Here is an 18,956-nt window from a genome sequence, read left to right on the forward strand (position 1 = left end):
AGCGGTCTATCAGGAAGCCGCAGCCATGCTGGCAGTGCCGCCGTTCACACGGCTCTGCTTCATCATATCCGCAATCAGGAAAGCAAGCTCCAACGATTGGGAAGCGTTCAGACGCGGGTCGCAATGCGTATGATACCGGTCCGCCAACGCATCGTCGGTGATCGCCTGGGCGCCGCCAATACACTCGGTGACGTCCTGCCCGGTCAACTCGAAATGCACGCCGCCGGCATGGGTGCCTTCGGCCTGGTGCACTTCGAAGAATTCCTTCACCTCGCCCAGGATCCGGTCGAACGGCCGGGTCTTGTAGCCGCTGGAGGCCTTGATCGTGTTGCCGTGCATCGGATCGCAGGACCAGACGACGTTCTTGCCCTCACGCTCCACGGCACGGATGAAGCGCGGCAGATGCTTGTCCACCTCGCCCGCGCCGACGCGCACGATCATGGTCAGACGGCCCGGCTCGTTCTGCGGGTTCAGAACATCGATCAGCCGCAGCATGTCGTCGGTCTCGAGGCTTGGACCGCACTTCATGCCGATCGGGTTGGAAATACCCCGAAGATATTCGACATGCGCGCCGTCAAGCTGCCGGGTCCGGTCACCAACCCAGAGCATGTGCGCGGCTGTGTTGTACCAGCCACCATGTTCGGTGATGGTATCCTTGCGGGTCAACGCCTGCTCATAGCCGAGCAACAGAGCCTCATGGCTTGTGTAGAACTCGGTCTCGCGGAGCTGCTGGTTGTTCTCGGCCGTGATGCCGCAGGCCCGCATGAATTCAAGCGCCTCATCAATACGAGAAACCACGCTTTCGAAACGCTCCCCCTGCGGCGAGTTCTCGACAAAACTCAAGGTCCAGCGATGGATCTGCTCCAGGTTGGCGAAACCACCCTGAGCAAAAGCCCGAAGCAGGTTCAGCGTCGACGCCGACTGATTGTAGACCTTCAGCAGACGATCCGGATCCGGCGTCCGAGACGCTTCTTCGAATTCGATCGCGTTGACCATGTCGCCGCGATAGCTCGGCAGCTCGACACCATCGATCGTTTCCACGTCGGACGAGCGCGGCTTGGCGAACTGACCGGCGAGCCGGCCAACCTTCACAACCGGCATGCCTGCGCCAAAAGTCAGCACCACCGCCATCTGCAACAGCACACGGAAGGTGTCGCGAATGTTGTTCGGGGAGAATTCGGCAAAGCTCTCGGCACAGTCCCCGCCCTGCAGCAGGAACGCCTCACCCTTCGCCACCCGGCCGAGGGAGGCTTTCAGACGCTGCGCTTCCCCTGCAAAAACCAGGGTAGGATAACCGCTCAGTTCTTTCTCAACAGCCGCGACTCGCGCCGCGTCCGGATAGGACGGAACTTGCTTGATCGGTTTGCCGCGCCAGCTATCGGGGCTCCAGGTGCCGGCCATCGCTTTTCTCCCAGTAATCGAATCGACCGCTTTTCGCTGTTTTCAGCGAGTACGGACGAGTTTTGTAACAGTGGAGTTCCGGGAATACCAGCATCTCTGATACGCACCGGAACCGCTCATTTCAAACAGTGAACCTCGTTGGACGCCATGCACTCAACCCGCTATCGTGGAATGGTAAACAAAAATATCAATCCTCCGGCGGGGCTTCACAAATGCGTATCTCGATTCTGATTGTGGTCTTCCTGGCTGCCACCAGCAGCCACACTGCCGCCGAGACGCTTCTGGAACGCGGCGCGTATCTCGTCAACGGCATCGTGGCCTGCGGCAACTGCCACACGGCACAGACGCCGAACGGCCCAGCCCCAGGGTTGGAGTTTGCCGGCACGATCATCGCTGACACACCGGAATTCACAGCATTCGCCTCGAACATCACTCAGGACAAGGAAACCGGGATCGGAAACTGGACCAAGGCCGAGCTGATTAGGGCGATCCGCGACGGCATCCGCCCGGACGGCAACCTGATCGGGCCGCCCATGCCGTTCGGCATGTACCGTCATCTTTCCGACCGGGACGTCGAGGCCATCGCGACCTACGTGATGCAGGTTCCGGCAGTCTCGAACGCGGTTCCGAAGTCCGAATACCGCATTCCTCTGCCCCCTGCATACGGACCGCCGGTCGGCTCCGTTCCCGAACCGCGCCCGGAAAACATTCTCGACTACGGCGCCTATCTCGCCGGACCAGCCGGCCACTGCCTCGAATGCCACACGCCAATGGTCAAAGGCCGGTTTGACTACGAGAAGCAGACCGGCGCAGGCGGGTTGAAATTCGAGGGTCCGTGGGGAATTTCGGTATCCAGCAACATCACACCGCACGCGGACGGGAATGTGGCGGACTATAGCGACTCTGAGCTCGCAACCGTGATCCGCACCGGCATGCGCCCGGACGGCACCCATATCTTCCCGCCGATGGGTATCTCTTACTACGCTTCGATCAACGACCGGGACATGGCCGCACTGGTCGCCTTCATCCGCACGCTCCCGCCAAAGGAAAGCGCACAGTAGAAGCGCGACCGGCTGAACGCCGGCGGAGAATCTGACCCTTATTCCGCCGCCTGCCGCTCCTCCGGATCCGGGCGCTTGGTGCGCATAGTGACGAACTCTTCCGCCGCCGTCGGGTGAATACCGATGGTGGCGTCGAACTCGGCTTTCGTGGCACCGGCCTTGATGGCAATACCGAGGCCCTGAATGATTTCCGGCGCATCGAGGCCGACCATGTGGGCTCCGACCACCCGGTCGGACGCACGGTCGACAATCAGCTTCTGCATGCCGCGCTCCGGATTGTCCGTCAGGGTGTATTTCATCGGCCGGAACCCGGCGACATAGACGTCGATCTCTCCGTACTGATCCCGCGCCTCGGCTTCCGTCAGCCCCACCGTGCCAATCGGCGGCTGGCTGAAGACGGCGCTCGGTACGTCCCGATGATCGGCCTGCATCGGACGATTGTTGAAGACCGTCTCGGCAAAGGAATGCCCTTCGGCGATGGCAACCGGCGTCAGGTTGATCCGGTCCGTCACGTCGCCGACGGCGTAGATGCTGGGCACGGAGGTCTGGGACCATTCGTTCACCACGACAGCGCCACCCTTGGTCAGCTCCACACCGGCTTCAGCGAGGCCGAGGCCCTTGGTGTTCGGATGGCGTCCGGTCGCGTACATCACTTCGTCGACTTCGAGTGTCGAGCCGTTGTTCAGATGCACCTTGTAGACATCGCCGACCTTCTCGATCTTGTCCGGCAGGGTGCCCGGGTGCAGATGCATACCCTTCTTGGACATTTCCTCGGTCAGCGTATCGCGCACATCCTCATCGAACCCGCGCATCACCTTATCGGCGCGATAGACCAGATGGGTTTCCGAGCCGAAGGAATTGAAGATCCCGGCGAACTCGACGGCGATGAAACCGGAGCCGACGATGACAATCCGGTCCGGCCGCTTCGGCAGCTCCAGCGCCTCGTTCGAGGTGATGGCATGCTCCGCGCCCGGCACATCCGGCACGCTCGGCCAGCCGCCGACCGCGATCAGGATACGTTCAGCCGTGTAATGCTTGTCGCCCACCGCAACCGTGTGCGCGTCAACCACCGTGCCGCGCCCGTGAATGCGTGTGGCCCCGGCATTTTCCAGCAGGCTGACATAGATGCCGTGCAGCCGGTCCAGTTCCTTTTCCTTGGCGGCGATCATGGCCGGCCAGTCATGGCTGACATTGTCCGCAGACCAGCCGTAGCCGGTACCGTCCTGCATGTCGTGACCGAAATGGGAGCCGTAAACGAAGAGCTTCTTCGGCACGCAGCCGCGCAGCACGCAGGTACCGCCTTCGCGCTCTTCCTCGATAACCGCGACCTTCGCACCAAAACCGGCAGCCAACCTGCTTGCCCGAACACCGCCGGAGCCGGCACCAATTGTAATCAGATCAAAATCATAGTCGGACACGGGCTCGCTCCAAGGGTCGGGTCGGATTTCAGGACTGGTTAATGACTGGCTCACAAATAGGAACGCAATTGATGCCTGTCCACCACAAGACAGTCAACGAAGCGGGGCCTAATCCACTCGAAAACGCTGCCTATGACTCTCCCGGCGGCAGGACCATTCACCGTGTTTCCGGAAAGCCCGCCAGTTGAATTGCCGGCATAGCCGCGCATCGTCTTCAGAAACAGAAAAGGCGGCACGACGGCCGCCTTTTCTTCTAAAAATGTGCGGTTCAGCCGTTCAGGCCGCCCATCAGCAGGTATTTGATCTCGAGATAGTCATCGAGGCCGTATTTCGAGCCTTCGCGGCCGAGGCCGGATTCCTTTACGCCACCGAACGGCGCAACTTCTGAGGACAAGATCCCCTCGTTGATCGCGACCATGCCATATTCCAGCGCTTCCGCTACCCGCCAGACCCGGCCGAGATCCCGGGCATAGAAGTAGGAGGCGAGGCCGAACTCGGTATCGTTTGCCAGCTCAATCACCTCTTCTTCCGTCTTGAAACGGAAGAGCGGGGCCACAGGGCCGAAAGTTTCCTCGCGGAAGATCGCCATGTCACGGGTTGCCCCGGTTAGCACGGTCGGCTCATAGAACAGCGCGCCTATATTGCTGCGGGTGCCACCGGCGGCAACTTTCGCGCCTTTGGCAACCGCGTCCTGCACATGCTCTTCCACCTTGTCGACCGCCGCCGCCTCGATCAGCGGGCCGACCGTGACACCGTCACCGAAACCGTTACCCATCTTCATCGCCTTGGCCGCCGCCGCGAACTTCTTGGCGAACTCATCATAGATGCCGTCCTGCACGAAGATCCGGTTCGCGCAGACGCAGGTCTGACCGGCATTGCGGTATTTGCAGATGATCGCGCCTTTCACGGCTTCATCGATATCCGCATCGTCGAAGATGATCAGCGGGGCGTTGCCGCCAAGCTCCATGGAGACCTTCTTCACCGTCGAAGCCGACTGCGCGATCAGCGTCTTGCCGACCTCGGTCGAGCCGGTGAAGGTGATCTTGCGGACCAGCTTGCTGTGGGTCAGCTCATTGCCAATGGCGGACGAGCTGGCACCGCAGACCACGTTGAACACGCCTTTAGGGATACCCGCGCGTTCCGCCAGAACGGCCAGTGCGATTGCCGAGAACGGCGTCATCTTGGCCGGCTTGGAGACGAAAGTGCAGCCCGCTGCCAGTGCAGGAGCCGCCTTGCGGGTGATCATCGCGTTCGGGAAATTCCACGGCGTGATCGAGCCGACGACACCGACCGGCTGCTTCAGCACGACGATACGCTTGCCGTCGGCGGTATTTGGGATGATGTCGCCGTAGATCCGTTTCGCTTCCTCAGCGTAGAACTCGACATAGGAGGCGCCATAGGCGATCTCGCCCATTGCTTCGGCAAGAGGCTTGCCCTGCTCGGCGGTCATGATGATACCGAGATCGCGCTGGTTCTCCATCATCAGATCGAACCATTTGCGCAGGATGGCGGAGCGTTCCTTCGCCGTCTTTGCACGCCATTCCGGCCAGGCTGCATTCGCCGCCTCGATTGCGCGGCGCGTCTCGTCCGCGCCCATATCGGGGATAGTTCCGACCACATCGCCCGTCGCCGGGTCTGTCACATCGACCTTGCCGCCGCCATCGGCATCAACCCAGGCGCCGTCGATATAGCCCTGCTCGCAGAACAGGGACGGGTCGGAAAGTTTGCTTCTGATATCCATTAGGGGGCTCCTTCCCTCTTTCACCCGGCAGCGTCGGCCGTTTCCGGCCGGACGGAGCCGGACCATAAACCCCGGCATCTTCAAACAGGCGCCGGGAAATTCTCTTCCATTAAGGCCTGACAGGATATGCCGTCAGGCTACGCAATCACGTTCGTGAGGCGCCGCACCCACCGGGGCAAGGCCGAGGCTTCCCAGCCGCCCAAGTTCCGGCACTGTGCGGGTAATGCCCGCAAGGCGCAGCATGTGCCAGGCCAGTACCTGATTGCTGCACAGGAACGGTTTGCCGGTTGCCTTCTCCGCTTCCTGAATTACCGACGCTGCGCGCAGATTGGTGCATGAGGCGAAGACCGCCTCGACATCCATGTCGCCAGCCACTTTTTCGGCAGCAGACAGAATTGAGCGCGGCGCAATCCGGGCAACCAGGTTTTCTTCCTCCCGGCCGAATACCACGGCCTGAACAAAAGGCGTGCCGCTTTCGGACAGCTCAGCCTCCAGCGCGTCCGTCACCGAACGGATATAGGGACTGACAAGACCCAGCCGTGTCACACCGAGGGCGGCCGCAGCCGCTTTCAAGGCGGACAACGGATTGGTCACCGGCACGCCCGGATGCTCCGACTGCACAAGCTCCCTCACCCGCGCCTCGCCAAGCACCGTCGAGGCCGAGGTACAGCCATAGCCGATGACGGAAAGCGGAGGTTCCTTCAGCAACAGGGACGCAGCGGACGGAATGTGATCTTCCATCTGGCGCAAGGTCTCTGTCGTCACAGTCGGAGAACTGGGGATACGCGTATGGTAGAAGGCAATCGACGGGTCCGCTGTGAAGATACGGAAATCCTGCTCGATGGTCTCGTCCGTCTGCAGGACGATCAGCCCGAGCCGGTGCGGCCACGGCATGAGGGGATCGATTTCATGCTCCTGCATGCCACTCTCTGCATCTTGCGCCGTCAAAGCATCCTCCTATCGATCGCGCCACCATGGCGCTTCAGGGCCGCTGCGATCAACCGCGTCCCCGGCAAGACTGAAATCTTAATGAACGACCGGCAGTTCCTGCGAGGCGCGCCGGGTGAGAAGTTCCGCGCCATCTTGCCTGATCACGATGTTCTCCTCATGCACCATCATCTTTCCCGGCGCATATTCAAGGCCGGGTTCGAGAGTCAGGACCATACCCGGCTCCAGCATCGTCCGGTCGGTCGCCGTGATCGACGGCCATTCGGTCAGTTGCATGCCAAGACCGTGCCCAAGCCGGCCGACATCGCCGACCCGGGCGCCGCCCGCCTCCAGCACGTCCGCCATGGCACGAAAGAGATCGGCACAGGTTGCACCGGGCCGGGCCGCTGCCAGCGCCGCATCTGTCGCGGCATAAGCTGTCGTATAAGCAGAACGCACGGCAGCGGACGGGGTTCCAATGGCGAAATTCCGGTCGAAATCGCAGAAATAACCGTCATGCATCGTGCCGGTATCGAGGATCAGCACGTCTCCGTCGGTCACCTTCCGGTCCGAAGGCGGCGAGATGATATCGCCATACCCACCCGGCCCGGCGCCTCCGACCAGATAGGACACGTCATCCGCTCCGGCCTTCAGGCAGGCTATCTTGAAGTCGCGGAAAACCTCCCGCTCGCTCATCCCCACGCTGAGCCAGGACGGCCAATCCTCGAACACGCCTGACACCATCTGACAAGCCGTTCGAATCTTGTCGATTTCGGCCTCGGACTTGATCATGCGGAGGCGCCGGTGAATGCCCGCATCGTCCCGGAAAGTCGCGTCCGGCAAGGACGCCCGGAGCGCCGCATAGTCGGCCAGAGGCAATCGAAGATGGGATTCGGGGCCGGACGGAACGCCGATGACCGGTTTGTCTCCGCCAAGTTCCGTGATCGTATCGGCCAGCAGCGATAACCCCTCATCCTCGGGGCATGGGGAGGGCCAGGTCCGGATATCGTCGATCCAGGTCCGCTCCATTGCGGCCGCACCGATACCTGGAATGACGGCTACAGGCTTGCCGGAGCGAGGAACAAGCAGAAACCAGGGCCGCGTCGGGCTTTGCCAGAACTGGGTCAGGAAGCCGCTGAAGTAGCGCACTTCTGGCTCGGTCGTCAGCAGCAGAAGGTCGAGCCCGTCTGCTGCCATCAGCGCGTGTGCCTGTGCGACCCGCGCCTCGAATTCAGAGACGGGGAAGCCGCGCACCGCGCTCATGCTGCCAGGTCGCCGACAATCGATTTGTAAATTTCAGGATCCGTCGCGCCCTCACTGCCGATCAACAGAACCCGGCTGTCCGGGCCGAGCCCGAGCTGTTCCTTCAGCGCCAGGTTGGCAGCCACAGCCAACAGGCCAACCAGCCCTGCAACGCCGGATTCACCGCCCGTGATCTTCACGCCCGCCTCGCCCGAGGCCAGCAACCGCATGGCCGGGCCAACGCCTTCTTCACCGACCGTGATGTAATCGGTGCATCCGGCAGAAAGGATCGGCCAGGCAACCAGGGACATTTCCCCGCAGGAAAGACCGGCCATCAGGGTTTCCTCATGGATCGGCACGATGGCTGGCTTGTCCTGGCGTGCGCTCTCGATGGCGCAGGCGGCAAGGTCCGGCTCGACGACGATGGAGCGCGGTGCCTTGTCCCCATATCCCTGCCAGAGCCGCGCGACCATCGCGGCGGCGAAACCGCCGACACCGGCCTGCACGAACATGTGGGTCGGCGCTTCTGCGGCCTGCCCCAGCACTTCGCTCGCCATCACCGTGTAGCCCGCCATGACGTCGCGCGGGATGTCGAGATAGCCGGGATAGGAGGCGTCGGAGACCACGAACCAGCCATTCGTCTGAGCCTCATTCTCGCAATATTTCAGCGACAGGTCGTAGTCACCCTCGATCCGCCGGACCTCGGCACCGAAGGCTTCCATCGCCTGCTTCCGGCCCTCGCTAACCTCGGCATGAATGAAGATCACGCAAGTGCAGCCCGCCATCTCGGCACCCCAGGCGACGGAGCGGCCGTGATTGCCGTCAGTCGCACAGGTCACGGTCAGATCTTTCAACGCACTGGCAAATTTACCGGCGCGGATATCGGCCAGCGCCGCATCGCCGTGACCGTTCTCGGCCAGCCACTTGCGGGCCAACAGCATGACGGCGTAGGCGCCACCAAGGGCCTTGAAGCTGCCGAGACCGAAGCGTGGTCCTTCATCCTTATAGAGAACCGCGCCGATACCGAGATGATCGGCGAGCTTTTCGAGCGAATAGAGTGGTGTCGGCGCGTATCCCGGCCAGGATGAAATCTCCGCGATAGCAGCTTCCGCCATCCCCGTCGGGAACTCAGCCTCCAGTGCGCGCGGATAGGTGCCACCGACGGTGCCATGCGCCGCGTGCTGGCGAAGCAGTTCCGGCGCCATCAGTTCCCGTTCCATCGTCATCCCGTCCACTCCTCGTGCAAATTACTCCGACCGCGTTACTCCACGGTCACGCTCTTTGCAAGGTTGCGGGGCTGGTCGACGTCGGTGCCTTTTTCCGTCGCGGTGAAATACGCCAGCAGCTGGACCGGCACAGTATAGAGGATTGGCGCCACCATCGGGTCGCATTCCGGCATCTCGAAAGACCAGGTGGCGAGTTCGCCGAGCCGCTCGATCCCGGTCTTGTCCGAGAGCAGGATCACCTTGCCGCCGCGCGCCCGAACCTCCATCGCATTGCTGGCGACTTTTTCGAACCAAGGGTCCATCGGCGCCACCATGATGACCGGCAGGCCCTCTTCAAGCAGTGCGATGGGGCCGTGCTTCAACTCACCGGCGGCATAGCCCTCGGCATGGATGTAGCTCAGCTCCTTCAGCTTCAGCGCGCCTTCCAGAGCGACCGGATAGGACAGGCCGCGGCCGAGATAGAGCACGTCTCGAACCTTCGAAAGCTCGTGGCTGACCGGATGCCAGCGCTCCATATCCTTCAGCACCTCGCCGATCTGCGCCGGGAGATGGACAAGACTGTCCAGCACCCCGTTCAGCACCGCGTCGGACGCCGTGCCGCGCTTCCGGGCGAAATCCACCGCCATGGTCAGCAGGGCGACGAGCTGGGTGGTGAAGGCCTTGGTCGAGGCGACGCAGATTTCCGGGCCTGCGAGAGTTCCCAGCACCACGTCGGATTCCCGCGCGATGGTACTTTCCGGCTGGTTCACCAGTGAGAGAATATGCTGTCCGGCCTCACGGGCGTGGCGCAACGCCATCAGCGTATCCAGGCTTTCGCCGGACTGGGAGATGAACAGTGCCGCCCCACCGTCCGGAAACACCGGGTTGCGGTAGCGGAACTCGGAGGAGATATCGATCTCGACCGGCACCCGGGCCAATGTCTCGAACCAGTATTTCGCCACCATCCCCGCATAGAAGCTGGTCCCGGCGGCAACGATGGTGAGCTTCGGCAAAGTGGCTGGATCGAACGGCAGGTCCGGAAGTTTGATGGACCGGTCCGTGGCGCTGTAATACTGGAACAGGGTGTAGCCCATGACTTCCGGCTGCTCGTGGATTTCCTTCTCCATGAAGTGCCGGTAATTGCCTTTGCCGATCAGTGCGCCGGTCGCCTCGGTGAGGCTGATCTTGCGCTCAACCGGAGCCCCTGTCTCGTCATGGATCTCGGCGCCCGCACGGCGGATGATCGCCCAGTCCCCGTCTTCCAGATAAGCTATCTTCCGGGTGAAGGGCGCCAGCGCCAGCGCGTCGGAGCCGATGAACATTTCGCCATCGCCATACCCGATGGCCAGCGGCGACGCCCGGCGGGCGCAGAGCAGCAGGTCTTCCTCGCCGTCGATCATCAGCACCAGCGCATAGGCGCCGGTCACCCTGAGAGCGATCTCCTTCATCGCCTCTTCCGGGCTCTTTCCGGCGGTCAGCAGCTTTTCGAAATAGAGTGCGACGATCTCGGTATCGGTCTCGCTCTCCGGCGTGATGCCTTCGGCCGCGAGTTCCGCCGCCAGTTCCTGGTAATTCTCGATGATGCCGTTATGGACAATAGTCACCCGGCCGGCCCGGTGCGGGTGGGCATTGCGCTCCGTCGGCGCGCCGTGGGTTGCCCAGCGGGTATGGCCGATGCCGATAGCGCCTCCAAGCGGCTGTTCGGTGACGGACTTCTCAAGATTGAAGAGCTTGCCTTCGGCCCGCCGGCGCTCGGCCGGACCTCCGTCCAGCGTCGACACTCCGGCGGAATCGTAGCCGCGATATTCCAGCCGCTTCAGCGCGTCGACAATGGGTTCGGCAACAGGCCGGTTCGCGATCATTCCGATGATGCCGCACATCCGTCGGGCGTCCTTTCAGTCAGATTTACTTTTTCTCGGATTTGCGGCCATTGCCGGCTTTATTGGCAGCCTTCCGGGCTGCCCGGACCTCACGGAAGCGCTTCGCGGCACCCTCTCCGACTGTCCGCTCGCCACGCACGACCACGATATCGTCCGGATTTACATCGTCGCCGATAATGCTGCCGGCCCCGACAAGCGCGCCGTCACCGATATTGACGGGCGCCACCAGCGAGGAATTAGAGCCAATGAAGGCACCGGCGCCGATCTCGGTCCGGTGCTTCTCGTAGCCGTCGTAATTGCAGGTGATGGTCCCGGCACCGATATTCGCTCCGGCGCCGACACTGGCATCTCCGATATAGCTCAGGTGATTGGCCTTGGCCCCGTCGCCGAAGGTGGCGTTCTTCACCTCGACGAAATTGCCGATATGCGCTCCGGCGCCAAGATTCGCACCCGGCCGCAACCGGGCATAGGGACCGACCCGTGCGCCGTCCGCCACCTTGGCCCCTTCGAGATGAGAGAAGCTCTTGATCTCGACGCCTTCGCCGATAGTCACGCCCGGACCGAAGACGCAATGCGGCTGCACCACGCTGTCCCGGCCGATCTTGGTGTCGTGGCTGAGAAACACAGTCTCCGGCGCAACGAGGGTCACGCCCGCCTCCATCAGACGAAGCCGCAGCCGCTCCTGCATACGCGTCTCGGCCGCAGCCAGCCCGGCTCGGGAATCGACCCCCATGGTCTCCACCGGATCGACCCAGACGACAGCGCCCCGGCGGCCTTCTTCCAGGGCGAATTCCAGCAGGTCGAAGAGATAGAACTCGCCCTGCGCATTATGCGGCTCCAACTTGCCGAGCCAGTCGGCGAGCCGGGCCCCGTCGACGGCCAGCGCGCCGCCGTTGCAGAGCCGGATCGCGCGCTCTTCATCCTTCAGGTCAGGCGCCTCGATGATCCTCAGCAAATTCCCGGCGTCATCCTGCAACAGCCGGGCGTACCGGCCCGGATTGTCGCTCTCGAAACCGAGCACGACGAAGGCAGCGCCATCCGCTCCTTCCGTCGCGGCGACCATGCGTTCCAGCGTGTCCTCGCTCAACATTGGGGTATCGCCGAACAGCACCAGCACCGTGCCGGTAAACCCCTCCAGCTCACCGAGGGCTGCCCGCACCGCATCCCCCGTCCCGCGCGGTGGATGCTGGATTGCCGTCGGGATCGGCGCGATGCTTTCCGCCACCGCCTCCTGGCCCGGCGCCAGCACCACAACCCGGCGTTCCGGCGAAAGCGTTTCCGAAGCAGCCAGGACGTGATGCAGCATCGGCCGCCCGGCAACCGGGTGCAGGACCTTCGGCAGGTCCGATTTCATCCTTGTTCCCTTGCCCGCGGCAAGGATGACAACAGCGACGGGAGCGTTCATGAACAGCTAGTTTCCAAGAGGATCCAACACGGTATACGACTGGGCAAAAGTGCCACAGGGCCTTGCGCCGGGACAGTCACGTTTTCTTACTCTTCACAACAGCTTGCTGTCCCGCTCCGGCATGGTCGCGCATCTGGTATATAGCGCGGCCAAATTCGGCACAATGACGGCGCTCCAGCCGTGCTATAGGCAACATTCCAGACAACAGAACGGCCCCGGCGGGTTCCAATATGCGTACACTTTCCCACATCGTCTTCGATCTGGACGGCACCTTGATCGATTCCGTGCATGACCTGCATGCCGCCGGAAATCTTCTGCTGGAAGAGATGGGCCTGGCCCCGATCGACCTTGCCACAGCCCGCAGTTTCATCGGCGATGGCGGACAGGTCTATGTGAGGCGCTGCCTGGAGCTGCGCGGCCAGACACCGGACGCGGCCGCCCTCAGTGCCGCGACGGAACGCTTCATCGCGCTGTACGAGGCGAATGCCAGCAACAGGACCATCCCCTATCCGGACGTGCCCGAAACGCTGGCCGCGCTGAAAGACGCGGGCTTCCGCCTCGGCATCTGCACCAACAAGCCGGAGCGGGCGACCCACAAGGTGCTGGCCCTGCTCGGCCTCGATCACCTGTTCGACGCCATTGTCGGCGGCGACACCCTGCCCATCCGGAAACCGGACCCGGCCCATCCCGCCGCCGTGCTGGAGCGTCTGGGCGCCACACCGGAGACGGCCTGCATGGTCGGCGATAACGAGCATGATGCCCATTCTGCCAAGGGCGCCGGTATGCCCTTCATCCTGATGCGCTACGGCTATGCCCGCACTCCACTGGAGGAAATCCCCGCCACCGCCCGGCTCGACCATTTCCGCGATTTGCCGAAAACCATCGCATCGCTCGCTTGACAGCACAAAGCGCGCCCCTTAAGAGAGCGGTCCGTCAAGCGACGGGCGCGTAGCTCAGCGGGAGAGCACTGCCTTCACACGGCAGGGGTCGCTGGTTCAATCCCAGCCGCGCCCACCATCTTTTTCCCCGCAATATCAATAACTTACACACTACATGGAAAAAGATAGCGACTGACATAATGACATAATTTTATGTCAGATGGCTAAACCTATGGCCCCTAGAGTCCAGCCAAAACGAACCATAATGCATTGATTATAAGTGATTTTTTCTAATTCGAACCATCATACGCCCACTCCCAAAAAATCAACCTATCGGCGGATTCAGCCCCTGCCTCTTTTATGCAAGACCACACTCGAAACCTGCAATGACAACACTCATAATCTCTTTTTTCGTGTTTTTTTTGGATAGAAAGATCACAACTAGAGGGAGCGAAACAGTGACCATACGCCTGCTATTCAGCATAATAGATTTGATCAAAGATCCGATTACAAGGAATCGCACATCATGGGTTCACTGCTAATCGATTGCCCCCACTGTGGCGCATCGAACTCCACGTTTAAGTTTGAGGATCCAGCCCGCCACATCAGGAAGTCAATGGATGGCAAGTCCAACTCGGCAGAACTGATCGCTCACTGTAGCCACTGCCACCGAGGAGTGATGTTCCACCTGAAGCACAATGGCAATGGGCCATTCGCTCAGCCAAAGGATTTAGCTGGAGACATCCTACCTAATCATTGGTCTGTCTTAAAACAATTCCCTGAAAGCCCTAGCACAGAAGCGCCGCCCCACACTCCCGACAAGGTTGCAAGCGCCTTGAGCGATGCACTTCGAAGCCGAGTAGCAAGAATCTGGCAAGGTGCAGGCATGCTTGCGAGAAAAGCTATCGAAATGGCCCTAGCAGAAAAGAAGGGGCTCAATGAAATCCCGAACCTGAAGAAAGCCATTCAGGAATTGCGGAAATCTGGCGAAGTACCGGCTTACGTTGCCGATTGGGGAGAGCATGTAACGGCATTAGGCAATGACGCCGCCCATCGTCCAGAATTCAATGAAAAAGAAGCGAAAGAAGCAATCGAGTTCGCAGAGGAACTTATCAAGTCACTGTTCACACGCCCTCAACAAATTGCGCTCGTCCGAAAACAGTATGAGGAGAAGAGTAGTGAGGAGACTGGGCCATCGAACTAACCAATTGCTCCTCGTCATATGAGCAGGTGCTACCCCAAGCATATTGACAGGAGATCCCCTCAATTCACTGAATTTTCAGAGAAATCTGCTTCCCTTCAGATGTAAAAAGAGAGCACTTCTCCTGCCTTAAGCTAACCTATTGAATATCTTAAGATATCTACTTTGGGTATTGGATAGCTGATTTCACACGGCAGGGGTCACAGGTTCAATCCCTGTCGCGCCCACCATTCTCAAAGTCCGGATTATCGTCCCGCGCCCTAGCGTTATCGCTTCGGCAATCCCTCAGCAGGTCCCCACTCAGCTGTAGTCCAGCCGCTCACTGTGGCGAATGAACGGGCTGTGAGACGGTGCGGAGGCTTTGATCCGTCCATCCTCGCCCCAATCCGACATGGTGTTGAACGGCATTTCCGCTTCGTTCTCGATGTTTTGCAGGCGCCTTACATAATCGTCCTGCGCCTTTTGCAGCCGCTCTTCGTGATCCTCTGGCCGCGCATTGAAAGCCCCCGACGTCACGCCATAGGTCACCTGCGGCTCAAGCGCGGAAAAGCCGACATAGGTGAGCGAGAAATTGATCGGCCAGAGCTGCAGGCTGATCTCACCGCACCGGCCATCGAAGGCATAGGCGTCCCGGCTTGGAGCCACGGTCAAGGAAAGCATCGCCTTTTTCCCGAAGAACCGTCCGTTTTCTATCTTTCGCTGACTGGAATAGACGTCGCCGTACACAAACACACGGTCGAACCATCCCTTCAGGATGGCCGGCGGCATGTGCCACCACATCGGATATTGCAGGATCACCAGATCCGACTGATCCAGCAGATCGAGTTCATGACGCACTTCCGGCGGCAGCGTTTTGTTGTCAGATGCATAGCGCTGTTCGGCCTGGGCATCGAAACGCCCGGCATCGGAAACATCCTGATAATGCGCCGCTCGCTCGCACGGATCGAACCCCATCGCATAGAGATCGGTCGTGGTGACCTGCCACCCTCTGTCCTGCAGAGTGTCCCGGGCCAGTGCCGCCATATGCGCGTTGAAGGATTTCGGCTCCGGATGCGCGAGTACGATATGTGCTTTCATTTTCAGACCCTTACTTCAATTGATCCCGACGAACGGGGAGCATCGTTCACAATCGTCCAAGACCGAAATCCCGTCATTGATCGGGGCGGCAGAGTCGCCCGGGGGTGATACTGGTCCGGATACCGGCCCGGAGCCGAGGCCGTTTTCATAGAGCGGCAACCGGGGACCGACATCGGAGGCAGGCATCCGTTCCAATGCAGCGCATTACTGACCGATCGCAAGCGCAGTCCGGCCAAAATCGCGATTCCCGCGCGGATTTTCCGGTTCATACTTCCCTTCAAACAAGAAACGCGTGCCGGTCGGCTCAAGTCTTCCGGCGAAATTGTGGGAGGACTACCGATGCTGAATGCGGAGGATATCGCGTTCTATCGCGAGAACGGCTACCTGATGGTCGAGAATGCGGTGAGTCCCGAACAGCTCGCCAGGCTGCGGGAAATCACCTACGGGCTGATCGAGAAATCCCGCGCCGTGACCGAAAGTGACGATGTCTTCGACCTCGACGAGGGGCACACGGCGGCACAGCCACGCCTCACCCGTATCAAACTGCCGCACAAGCAGGATCCCTACTATTGGGACGTGCTGAAAAACTCCCGCATGACGGAGGTGCTGGCTGCCCTGCTCGGCCCCGACACCATGATCCAGACCAGCAAACTCAACACCAAGGCGCCGGGCGGCGGCGCGGCTGTCGAATGGCATCAGGACTGGGCCTTCTACCCGCATTCGAACGACGACATGCTGGCCTTCGGGCTGATGCTGGAAGATGTCGACGAGGCGAACGGGCCGCTGCAGGTGATCCCGGGCACGCATAAAGGCCCGGTGCTCTCCCACCATTCCGCCGACAGCGGGGTGTTCTGCGGAGCGGTCGATCCGGAGGACCCGCTGTTCGACCACGAGAAGGCCGTGACGCTCACCGGCAAGGCGGGATCGATGACCGTGCATCATGTCCGCACGTTGCACGGCTCGGCGCCGAACCTTTCCGATCGCAACCGGCTGATCCTGTTCTACGAATGCCGAGCCGCCGATGCCTGGCCGCTGGTCGGCTCGGCCAGCTACGGGAAGCTTGCATCCGGCGGCGGGCAGGCGCTCTGGGACCATTTCGCGGACAGCGTGATCACCGGCAACATGACCACAGAGCCGCGCGCGGAGGCGGTGCCAATGCGCCTGCCGCTGCCGCCTGCCCCGGACGCAGGATCGATCTTCAAGACACAGAAATCCGGTGGCGCCCGCAGCGCCTTTACCGCCCGCGAAAAAGTTGGAGCGTGAGAGCAGAATGAAAGAAGCATTCGAACGCGACGGTTTCGTCTGCCCGATCAATGTGATGTCGGCGGAGGACGCGGCGGGCTATCGCAGGCAACTGGAAGAGGCCGAGGCCCGGCACGGCGCCGACAAGAGTTTCCGCAAGATCCTCAGGCGCTATCCGAACCTCGCCCTGCCTTTTGTCGACGAGATCACCCGGCGCCCTGAAATCACCGACGTCATCGCGGAGATCCTGGGGCCGGACCTGCTGGTGCTCGACGCGCCGTTCTTCATCAAGGACGCGAACACCAAGAGCTTTGTCTCCTGGCATCAGGACCTGCACTACTGGGGCCTGGAGACCGAGGAAGAGGTCACCGCCTGGGTTGCCCTGTCGCCGGCGACGAAGGAAAGCGGCTGCATGCGGTTCGTGGCCGGCTCGCAGGACCGGCAGGTCGATCACAGCGACACGTTCGCCGAGGACAATCTGCTGACACGCGGTCAGGAAGTCGCGGTGAAGGTGGACGAACGGGACGCGACCGAGGCGGAGCTGATGCCCGGCCAGATGTCGATCCATCACGGCCGTGTCTTCCACGCCTCCCATCCGAACCGGACAGACGACCGCCGCATCGGCCTCGCCATCCGCTACATCCCGGCCCATGCCCGGCAGACCGACGGCGGCAACATGGCCGCGATGCTGGTGCGCGGCGAGGACCGGTACGGAAACTTCCGGCCCTGCCGCCCGCCGGCGGGCCTGATGACCAAACAGGATCTGGCGCACTGGTCCGAAATCGCGGGCGCCCGGAACGCGGTGATGCTGGACGGCAAGCAGGGCTGAGCCACAAAACCGGTGGCTTAACGCCTTCCGTTATCGACGCGGCGCCTGTCAGTTTTCCTCAAGATGCGCCGAGATCCGCGCCTGCACGTCCTGCGGCTGGGCATTGACCGCGTCGGCAAGCCGGTGCAGCTCGCGGCGCAGGCCGTGCACCTGGTCGAGCAGCGGCAGAACGACATCAAGGGCTTCATCGTCCAGTGCCAGATCGGTACGGAATTCGACAATCAGACGCAGCCGGGCCACGTCGATTTCCTGGAACACATATCCGTCGCTGCCGCGCACCGGCGCAAGCCAGCCGCGCTCGATCCAGACATGCAGCGTCTCGCGCCGAAGCTCGGAAAACAGGCCGAGGATTTCTGCTTCTTCCCGCATGACTCAGCCCTCCTTTTCCGTGCGCGGATCGTAGGAATGGGTCTTCGCCCACTCCTCAAGGAAAGTCTTCAGCTCATCGTCCGGCTCTTTCGGCAATTGCACCCGCAGCGTCACCACCTGATCGCCCGCAGAACGACCGCCCGAGGCAGGCACGCCCTTGCCGCGCAGCCGCAGGGTATCCCCGCTGTTGGAGCCTGCCGGAACACTCATGGTCACGGCGCCCGTCACGGTCGGCACCCGGACCTTGGCGCCGAGAACCGCTTCATGCAGGCCGATGGGAAGGTCGGTATGGATATTGTTGCCGTGGCGGCGAAACCCGGGATGCGCCGCGACGTGGACCTCGACATAGGCATCACCGGCCGGACCGCCTCCATGTCCCGGCATGCCCTGACCGCGCACCCTGAGAATCTGGCCCTCGTGCAATCCGGCCGGAATAGAAAGATCCAGCACCTTGCCGTTCGGCATGGTGACACGCTTTTTCGCGCCGTTGATCGCTTCGAGAAAAGGGACTTCTATCGAATAGCGGACATCGCCGCCGCGCATCCGGAACTCGGCGCCATCTGCACCCCGTGCGCCCCCACCCCGTGCATGGGCGCGGAACAAATCCGAGAAGACGTCGCTGATATCCTCATACCCTGCGCTCGACTGGTAGGGATGCTCCCCGCCTGCCCCCGCATAGTCGCGGTAATAATGCTGCCGGGTCTCGTTCCCTTCGGCATCGATGGCGCCGGCATCGTACTGCTTCCGCTTTTCCGGATCGGACAGCAGGTTGTTGGCAGCCTGAAGCTTTTTGAACGTCTCCTCCGCGGCCTTGTCGCCGGGGTTGAGGTCCGGATGGTACTTCTTCGCCAGCTTCCGGTAGGCCTTCTTGATGTCATCGCTGGACGCATCCTTGGAGACGCCCAGCACCTCGTATAGTTCGTCCGCCACGGTGGCACTCTTCCTCTGCGGTTACGCAACTGGAGTTAGAAAGACACGATACTTCATTCGGGAAGGTCCGCAATGGATGGGTGGCCTCCGTGATTTTTAGCCGCAGTAATGCAGTATCGTGACGCTTTTAGCCCCAGTGCTTAAGCGCTA

General features: G+C 61.4%; 16 protein-coding genes and 1 tRNA gene. 6 read left to right on the top strand and 11 right to left on the bottom strand.

The window, feature by feature from the left end:
* Window positions 1-9: 9 nt before the first annotated feature.
* Window positions 10-1,401 (bottom strand): class II 3-deoxy-7-phosphoheptulonate synthase, encoded by a 1,392-nt coding sequence (locus tag K328_RS0107210; protein WP_028465404.1) that lies wholly within the window; start codon window positions 1,399-1,401, stop codon window positions 10-12.
* Window positions 1,402-1,613: 212 nt separating this feature from the next.
* On the opposite strand from K328_RS0107210, the gene K328_RS0107215 reads away from it, so the two are divergent.
* Complete coding sequence (locus K328_RS0107215; RefSeq protein ID WP_028465405.1) at window positions 1,614-2,462, top strand: c-type cytochrome; 849 nt, start codon at window positions 1,614-1,616, stop codon at window positions 2,460-2,462.
* 38 nt (window positions 2,463-2,500) lie between these two features.
* On the opposite strand, the gene gor is transcribed toward K328_RS0107215, so the two are convergent.
* From gor to glmU, 7 genes are all read right to left on the bottom strand, one after another.
* Window positions 2,501-3,880, bottom strand: coding sequence for a glutathione-disulfide reductase (gor, locus tag K328_RS0107220; protein WP_028465406.1), 1,380 nt, complete (start codon window positions 3,878-3,880; stop codon window positions 2,501-2,503).
* Window positions 3,881-4,148: 268 nt separating this feature from the next.
* Window positions 4,149-5,621, bottom strand: a complete 1,473-nt coding sequence (locus tag K328_RS0107225) for an NAD-dependent succinate-semialdehyde dehydrogenase (protein WP_028465407.1) — start codon at window positions 5,619-5,621, stop codon at window positions 4,149-4,151.
* 132 nt (window positions 5,622-5,753) lie between these two features.
* Window positions 5,754-6,569, bottom strand: a complete 816-nt coding sequence (locus tag K328_RS22925) for a maleate cis-trans isomerase family protein (RefSeq protein ID WP_205620589.1) — start codon at window positions 6,567-6,569, stop codon at window positions 5,754-5,756.
* Window positions 6,570-6,647: 78 nt separating this feature from the next.
* Window positions 6,648-7,811, bottom strand: a complete 1,164-nt coding sequence (locus K328_RS0107235) for a M24 family metallopeptidase (RefSeq protein ID WP_036553225.1) — start codon at window positions 7,809-7,811, stop codon at window positions 6,648-6,650.
* The gene (locus tag K328_RS22930; RefSeq protein WP_051284614.1) at window positions 7,808-9,016 is read right to left on the bottom strand and encodes a diaminopropionate ammonia-lyase; all 1,209 of its coding nucleotides are present in this window, start codon (window positions 9,014-9,016) and stop codon (window positions 7,808-7,810) included. The genes K328_RS0107235 and K328_RS22930 overlap by 4 nt, the downstream gene beginning before the upstream one ends.
* Window positions 9,017-9,051: 35 nt before the next feature.
* Window positions 9,052-10,875 (bottom strand): glutamine--fructose-6-phosphate transaminase (isomerizing), encoded by a 1,824-nt coding sequence (glmS, locus tag K328_RS0107245; RefSeq protein ID WP_028465409.1) that lies wholly within the window; start codon window positions 10,873-10,875, stop codon window positions 9,052-9,054.
* Window positions 10,876-10,900: 25 nt separating this feature from the next.
* Window positions 10,901-12,280, bottom strand: coding sequence for a bifunctional UDP-N-acetylglucosamine diphosphorylase/glucosamine-1-phosphate N-acetyltransferase GlmU (gene glmU / locus K328_RS0107250; protein WP_028465410.1), 1,380 nt, complete (start codon window positions 12,278-12,280; stop codon window positions 10,901-10,903).
* A gap of 230 nt (window positions 12,281-12,510) precedes the next feature.
* Between glmU and gph the strand changes: the two genes are divergently transcribed.
* From gph to K328_RS26295, 3 genes are all read left to right on the top strand, one after another.
* Window positions 12,511-13,179 carry a phosphoglycolate phosphatase gene (gene gph / locus K328_RS0107255; RefSeq protein ID WP_028465411.1) on the top strand — a complete coding sequence of 223 codons (669 nt, stop codon included), beginning with the start codon at window positions 12,511-12,513 and terminating at the stop codon, window positions 13,177-13,179.
* Between the two features lie 43 nt (window positions 13,180-13,222).
* A tRNA-Val gene (locus K328_RS0107260) sits at window positions 13,223-13,297 on the top strand.
* 477 nt (window positions 13,298-13,774) lie between these two features.
* Window positions 13,775-14,362, top strand: coding sequence for a DUF4145 domain-containing protein (locus K328_RS26295; protein ID WP_169721185.1), 588 nt, complete (start codon window positions 13,775-13,777; stop codon window positions 14,360-14,362).
* Between the two features lie 297 nt (window positions 14,363-14,659).
* Here K328_RS26295 and K328_RS0107270 read toward each other — a convergent pair whose 3' ends face one another.
* Complete coding sequence (locus K328_RS0107270) at window positions 14,660-15,436, bottom strand: NAD(P)H-dependent oxidoreductase (RefSeq protein WP_028465413.1); 777 nt, start codon at window positions 15,434-15,436, stop codon at window positions 14,660-14,662.
* Window positions 15,437-15,775: 339 nt separating this feature from the next.
* On the opposite strand from K328_RS0107270, the gene K328_RS0107275 reads away from it, so the two are divergent.
* Both K328_RS0107275 and K328_RS0107280 read left to right on the top strand, forming a co-directional pair.
* Window positions 15,776-16,699 (top strand): phytanoyl-CoA dioxygenase family protein, encoded by a 924-nt coding sequence (locus K328_RS0107275; protein WP_028465414.1) that lies wholly within the window; start codon window positions 15,776-15,778, stop codon window positions 16,697-16,699.
* 7 nt (window positions 16,700-16,706) lie between these two features.
* Window positions 16,707-17,507, top strand: coding sequence for a phytanoyl-CoA dioxygenase family protein (locus K328_RS0107280; protein WP_051284615.1), 801 nt, complete (start codon window positions 16,707-16,709; stop codon window positions 17,505-17,507).
* Between the two features lie 48 nt (window positions 17,508-17,555).
* Here the strand turns inward: K328_RS0107280 and K328_RS0107285 are convergent, their stop codons facing one another.
* Both K328_RS0107285 and K328_RS0107290 read right to left on the bottom strand, forming a co-directional pair.
* Window positions 17,556-17,876, bottom strand: a complete 321-nt coding sequence (locus K328_RS0107285; RefSeq protein WP_036553227.1) for a chaperone modulator CbpM — start codon at window positions 17,874-17,876, stop codon at window positions 17,556-17,558.
* Window positions 17,877-17,879: 3 nt separating this feature from the next.
* Entirely contained in the window at window positions 17,880-18,806 is a 927-nt protein-coding gene (locus tag K328_RS0107290; RefSeq protein ID WP_028465417.1) for a DnaJ C-terminal domain-containing protein, read from the bottom strand.
* Window positions 18,807-18,956 lie beyond the last annotated feature (150 nt).

Origin of the sequence: Nisaea denitrificans DSM 18348, from assembly GCF_000426505.1 — a bacterium.
Classification (GTDB): Bacteria; Pseudomonadota; Alphaproteobacteria; order Thalassobaculales; family Thalassobaculaceae; genus Nisaea; species Nisaea denitrificans.

Bases quoted from the DNA above. Each gene is read 5' to 3' on its own strand.
- glmS (WP_028465409.1), bottom strand. From the start codon at position 10,875: ATGTGCGGCATCATCGGAATGATCGCGAACCGGCCTGTTGCCGAACCC.
- K328_RS0107225 (WP_028465407.1), bottom strand. From the start codon at position 5,621: ATGGATATCAGAAGCAAACTTTCCGACCCGTCCCTGTTCTGCGAGCAG.
- glmU (WP_028465410.1), bottom strand. From the start codon at position 12,280: ATGAACGCTCCCGTCGCTGTTGTCATCCTTGCCGCGGGCAAGGGAACA.
- K328_RS0107280 (WP_051284615.1), top strand. From the start codon at position 16,707: ATGAAAGAAGCATTCGAACGCGACGGTTTCGTCTGCCCGATCAATGTG.
- K328_RS26295 (WP_169721185.1), top strand. From the start codon at position 13,775: ATGGATGGCAAGTCCAACTCGGCAGAACTGATCGCTCACTGTAGCCAC.
- K328_RS0107210 (WP_028465404.1), bottom strand. From the start codon at position 1,401: ATGGCCGGCACCTGGAGCCCCGATAGCTGGCGCGGCAAACCGATCAAG.
- K328_RS0107285 (WP_036553227.1), bottom strand. From the start codon at position 17,876: ATGCGGGAAGAAGCAGAAATCCTCGGCCTGTTTTCCGAGCTTCGGCGC.
- K328_RS0107270 (WP_028465413.1), bottom strand. From the start codon at position 15,436: ATGAAAGCACATATCGTACTCGCGCATCCGGAGCCGAAATCCTTCAAC.
- K328_RS0107235 (WP_036553225.1), bottom strand. From the start codon at position 7,811: ATGAGCGCGGTGCGCGGCTTCCCCGTCTCTGAATTCGAGGCGCGGGTC.
- K328_RS0107215 (WP_028465405.1), top strand. From the start codon at position 1,614: ATGCGTATCTCGATTCTGATTGTGGTCTTCCTGGCTGCCACCAGCAGC.
- K328_RS22930 (WP_051284614.1), bottom strand. From the start codon at position 9,016: ATGACGATGGAACGGGAACTGATGGCGCCGGAACTGCTTCGCCAGCAC.
- K328_RS0107275 (WP_028465414.1), top strand. From the start codon at position 15,776: ATGCTGAATGCGGAGGATATCGCGTTCTATCGCGAGAACGGCTACCTG.
- gph (WP_028465411.1), top strand. From the start codon at position 12,511: ATGCGTACACTTTCCCACATCGTCTTCGATCTGGACGGCACCTTGATC.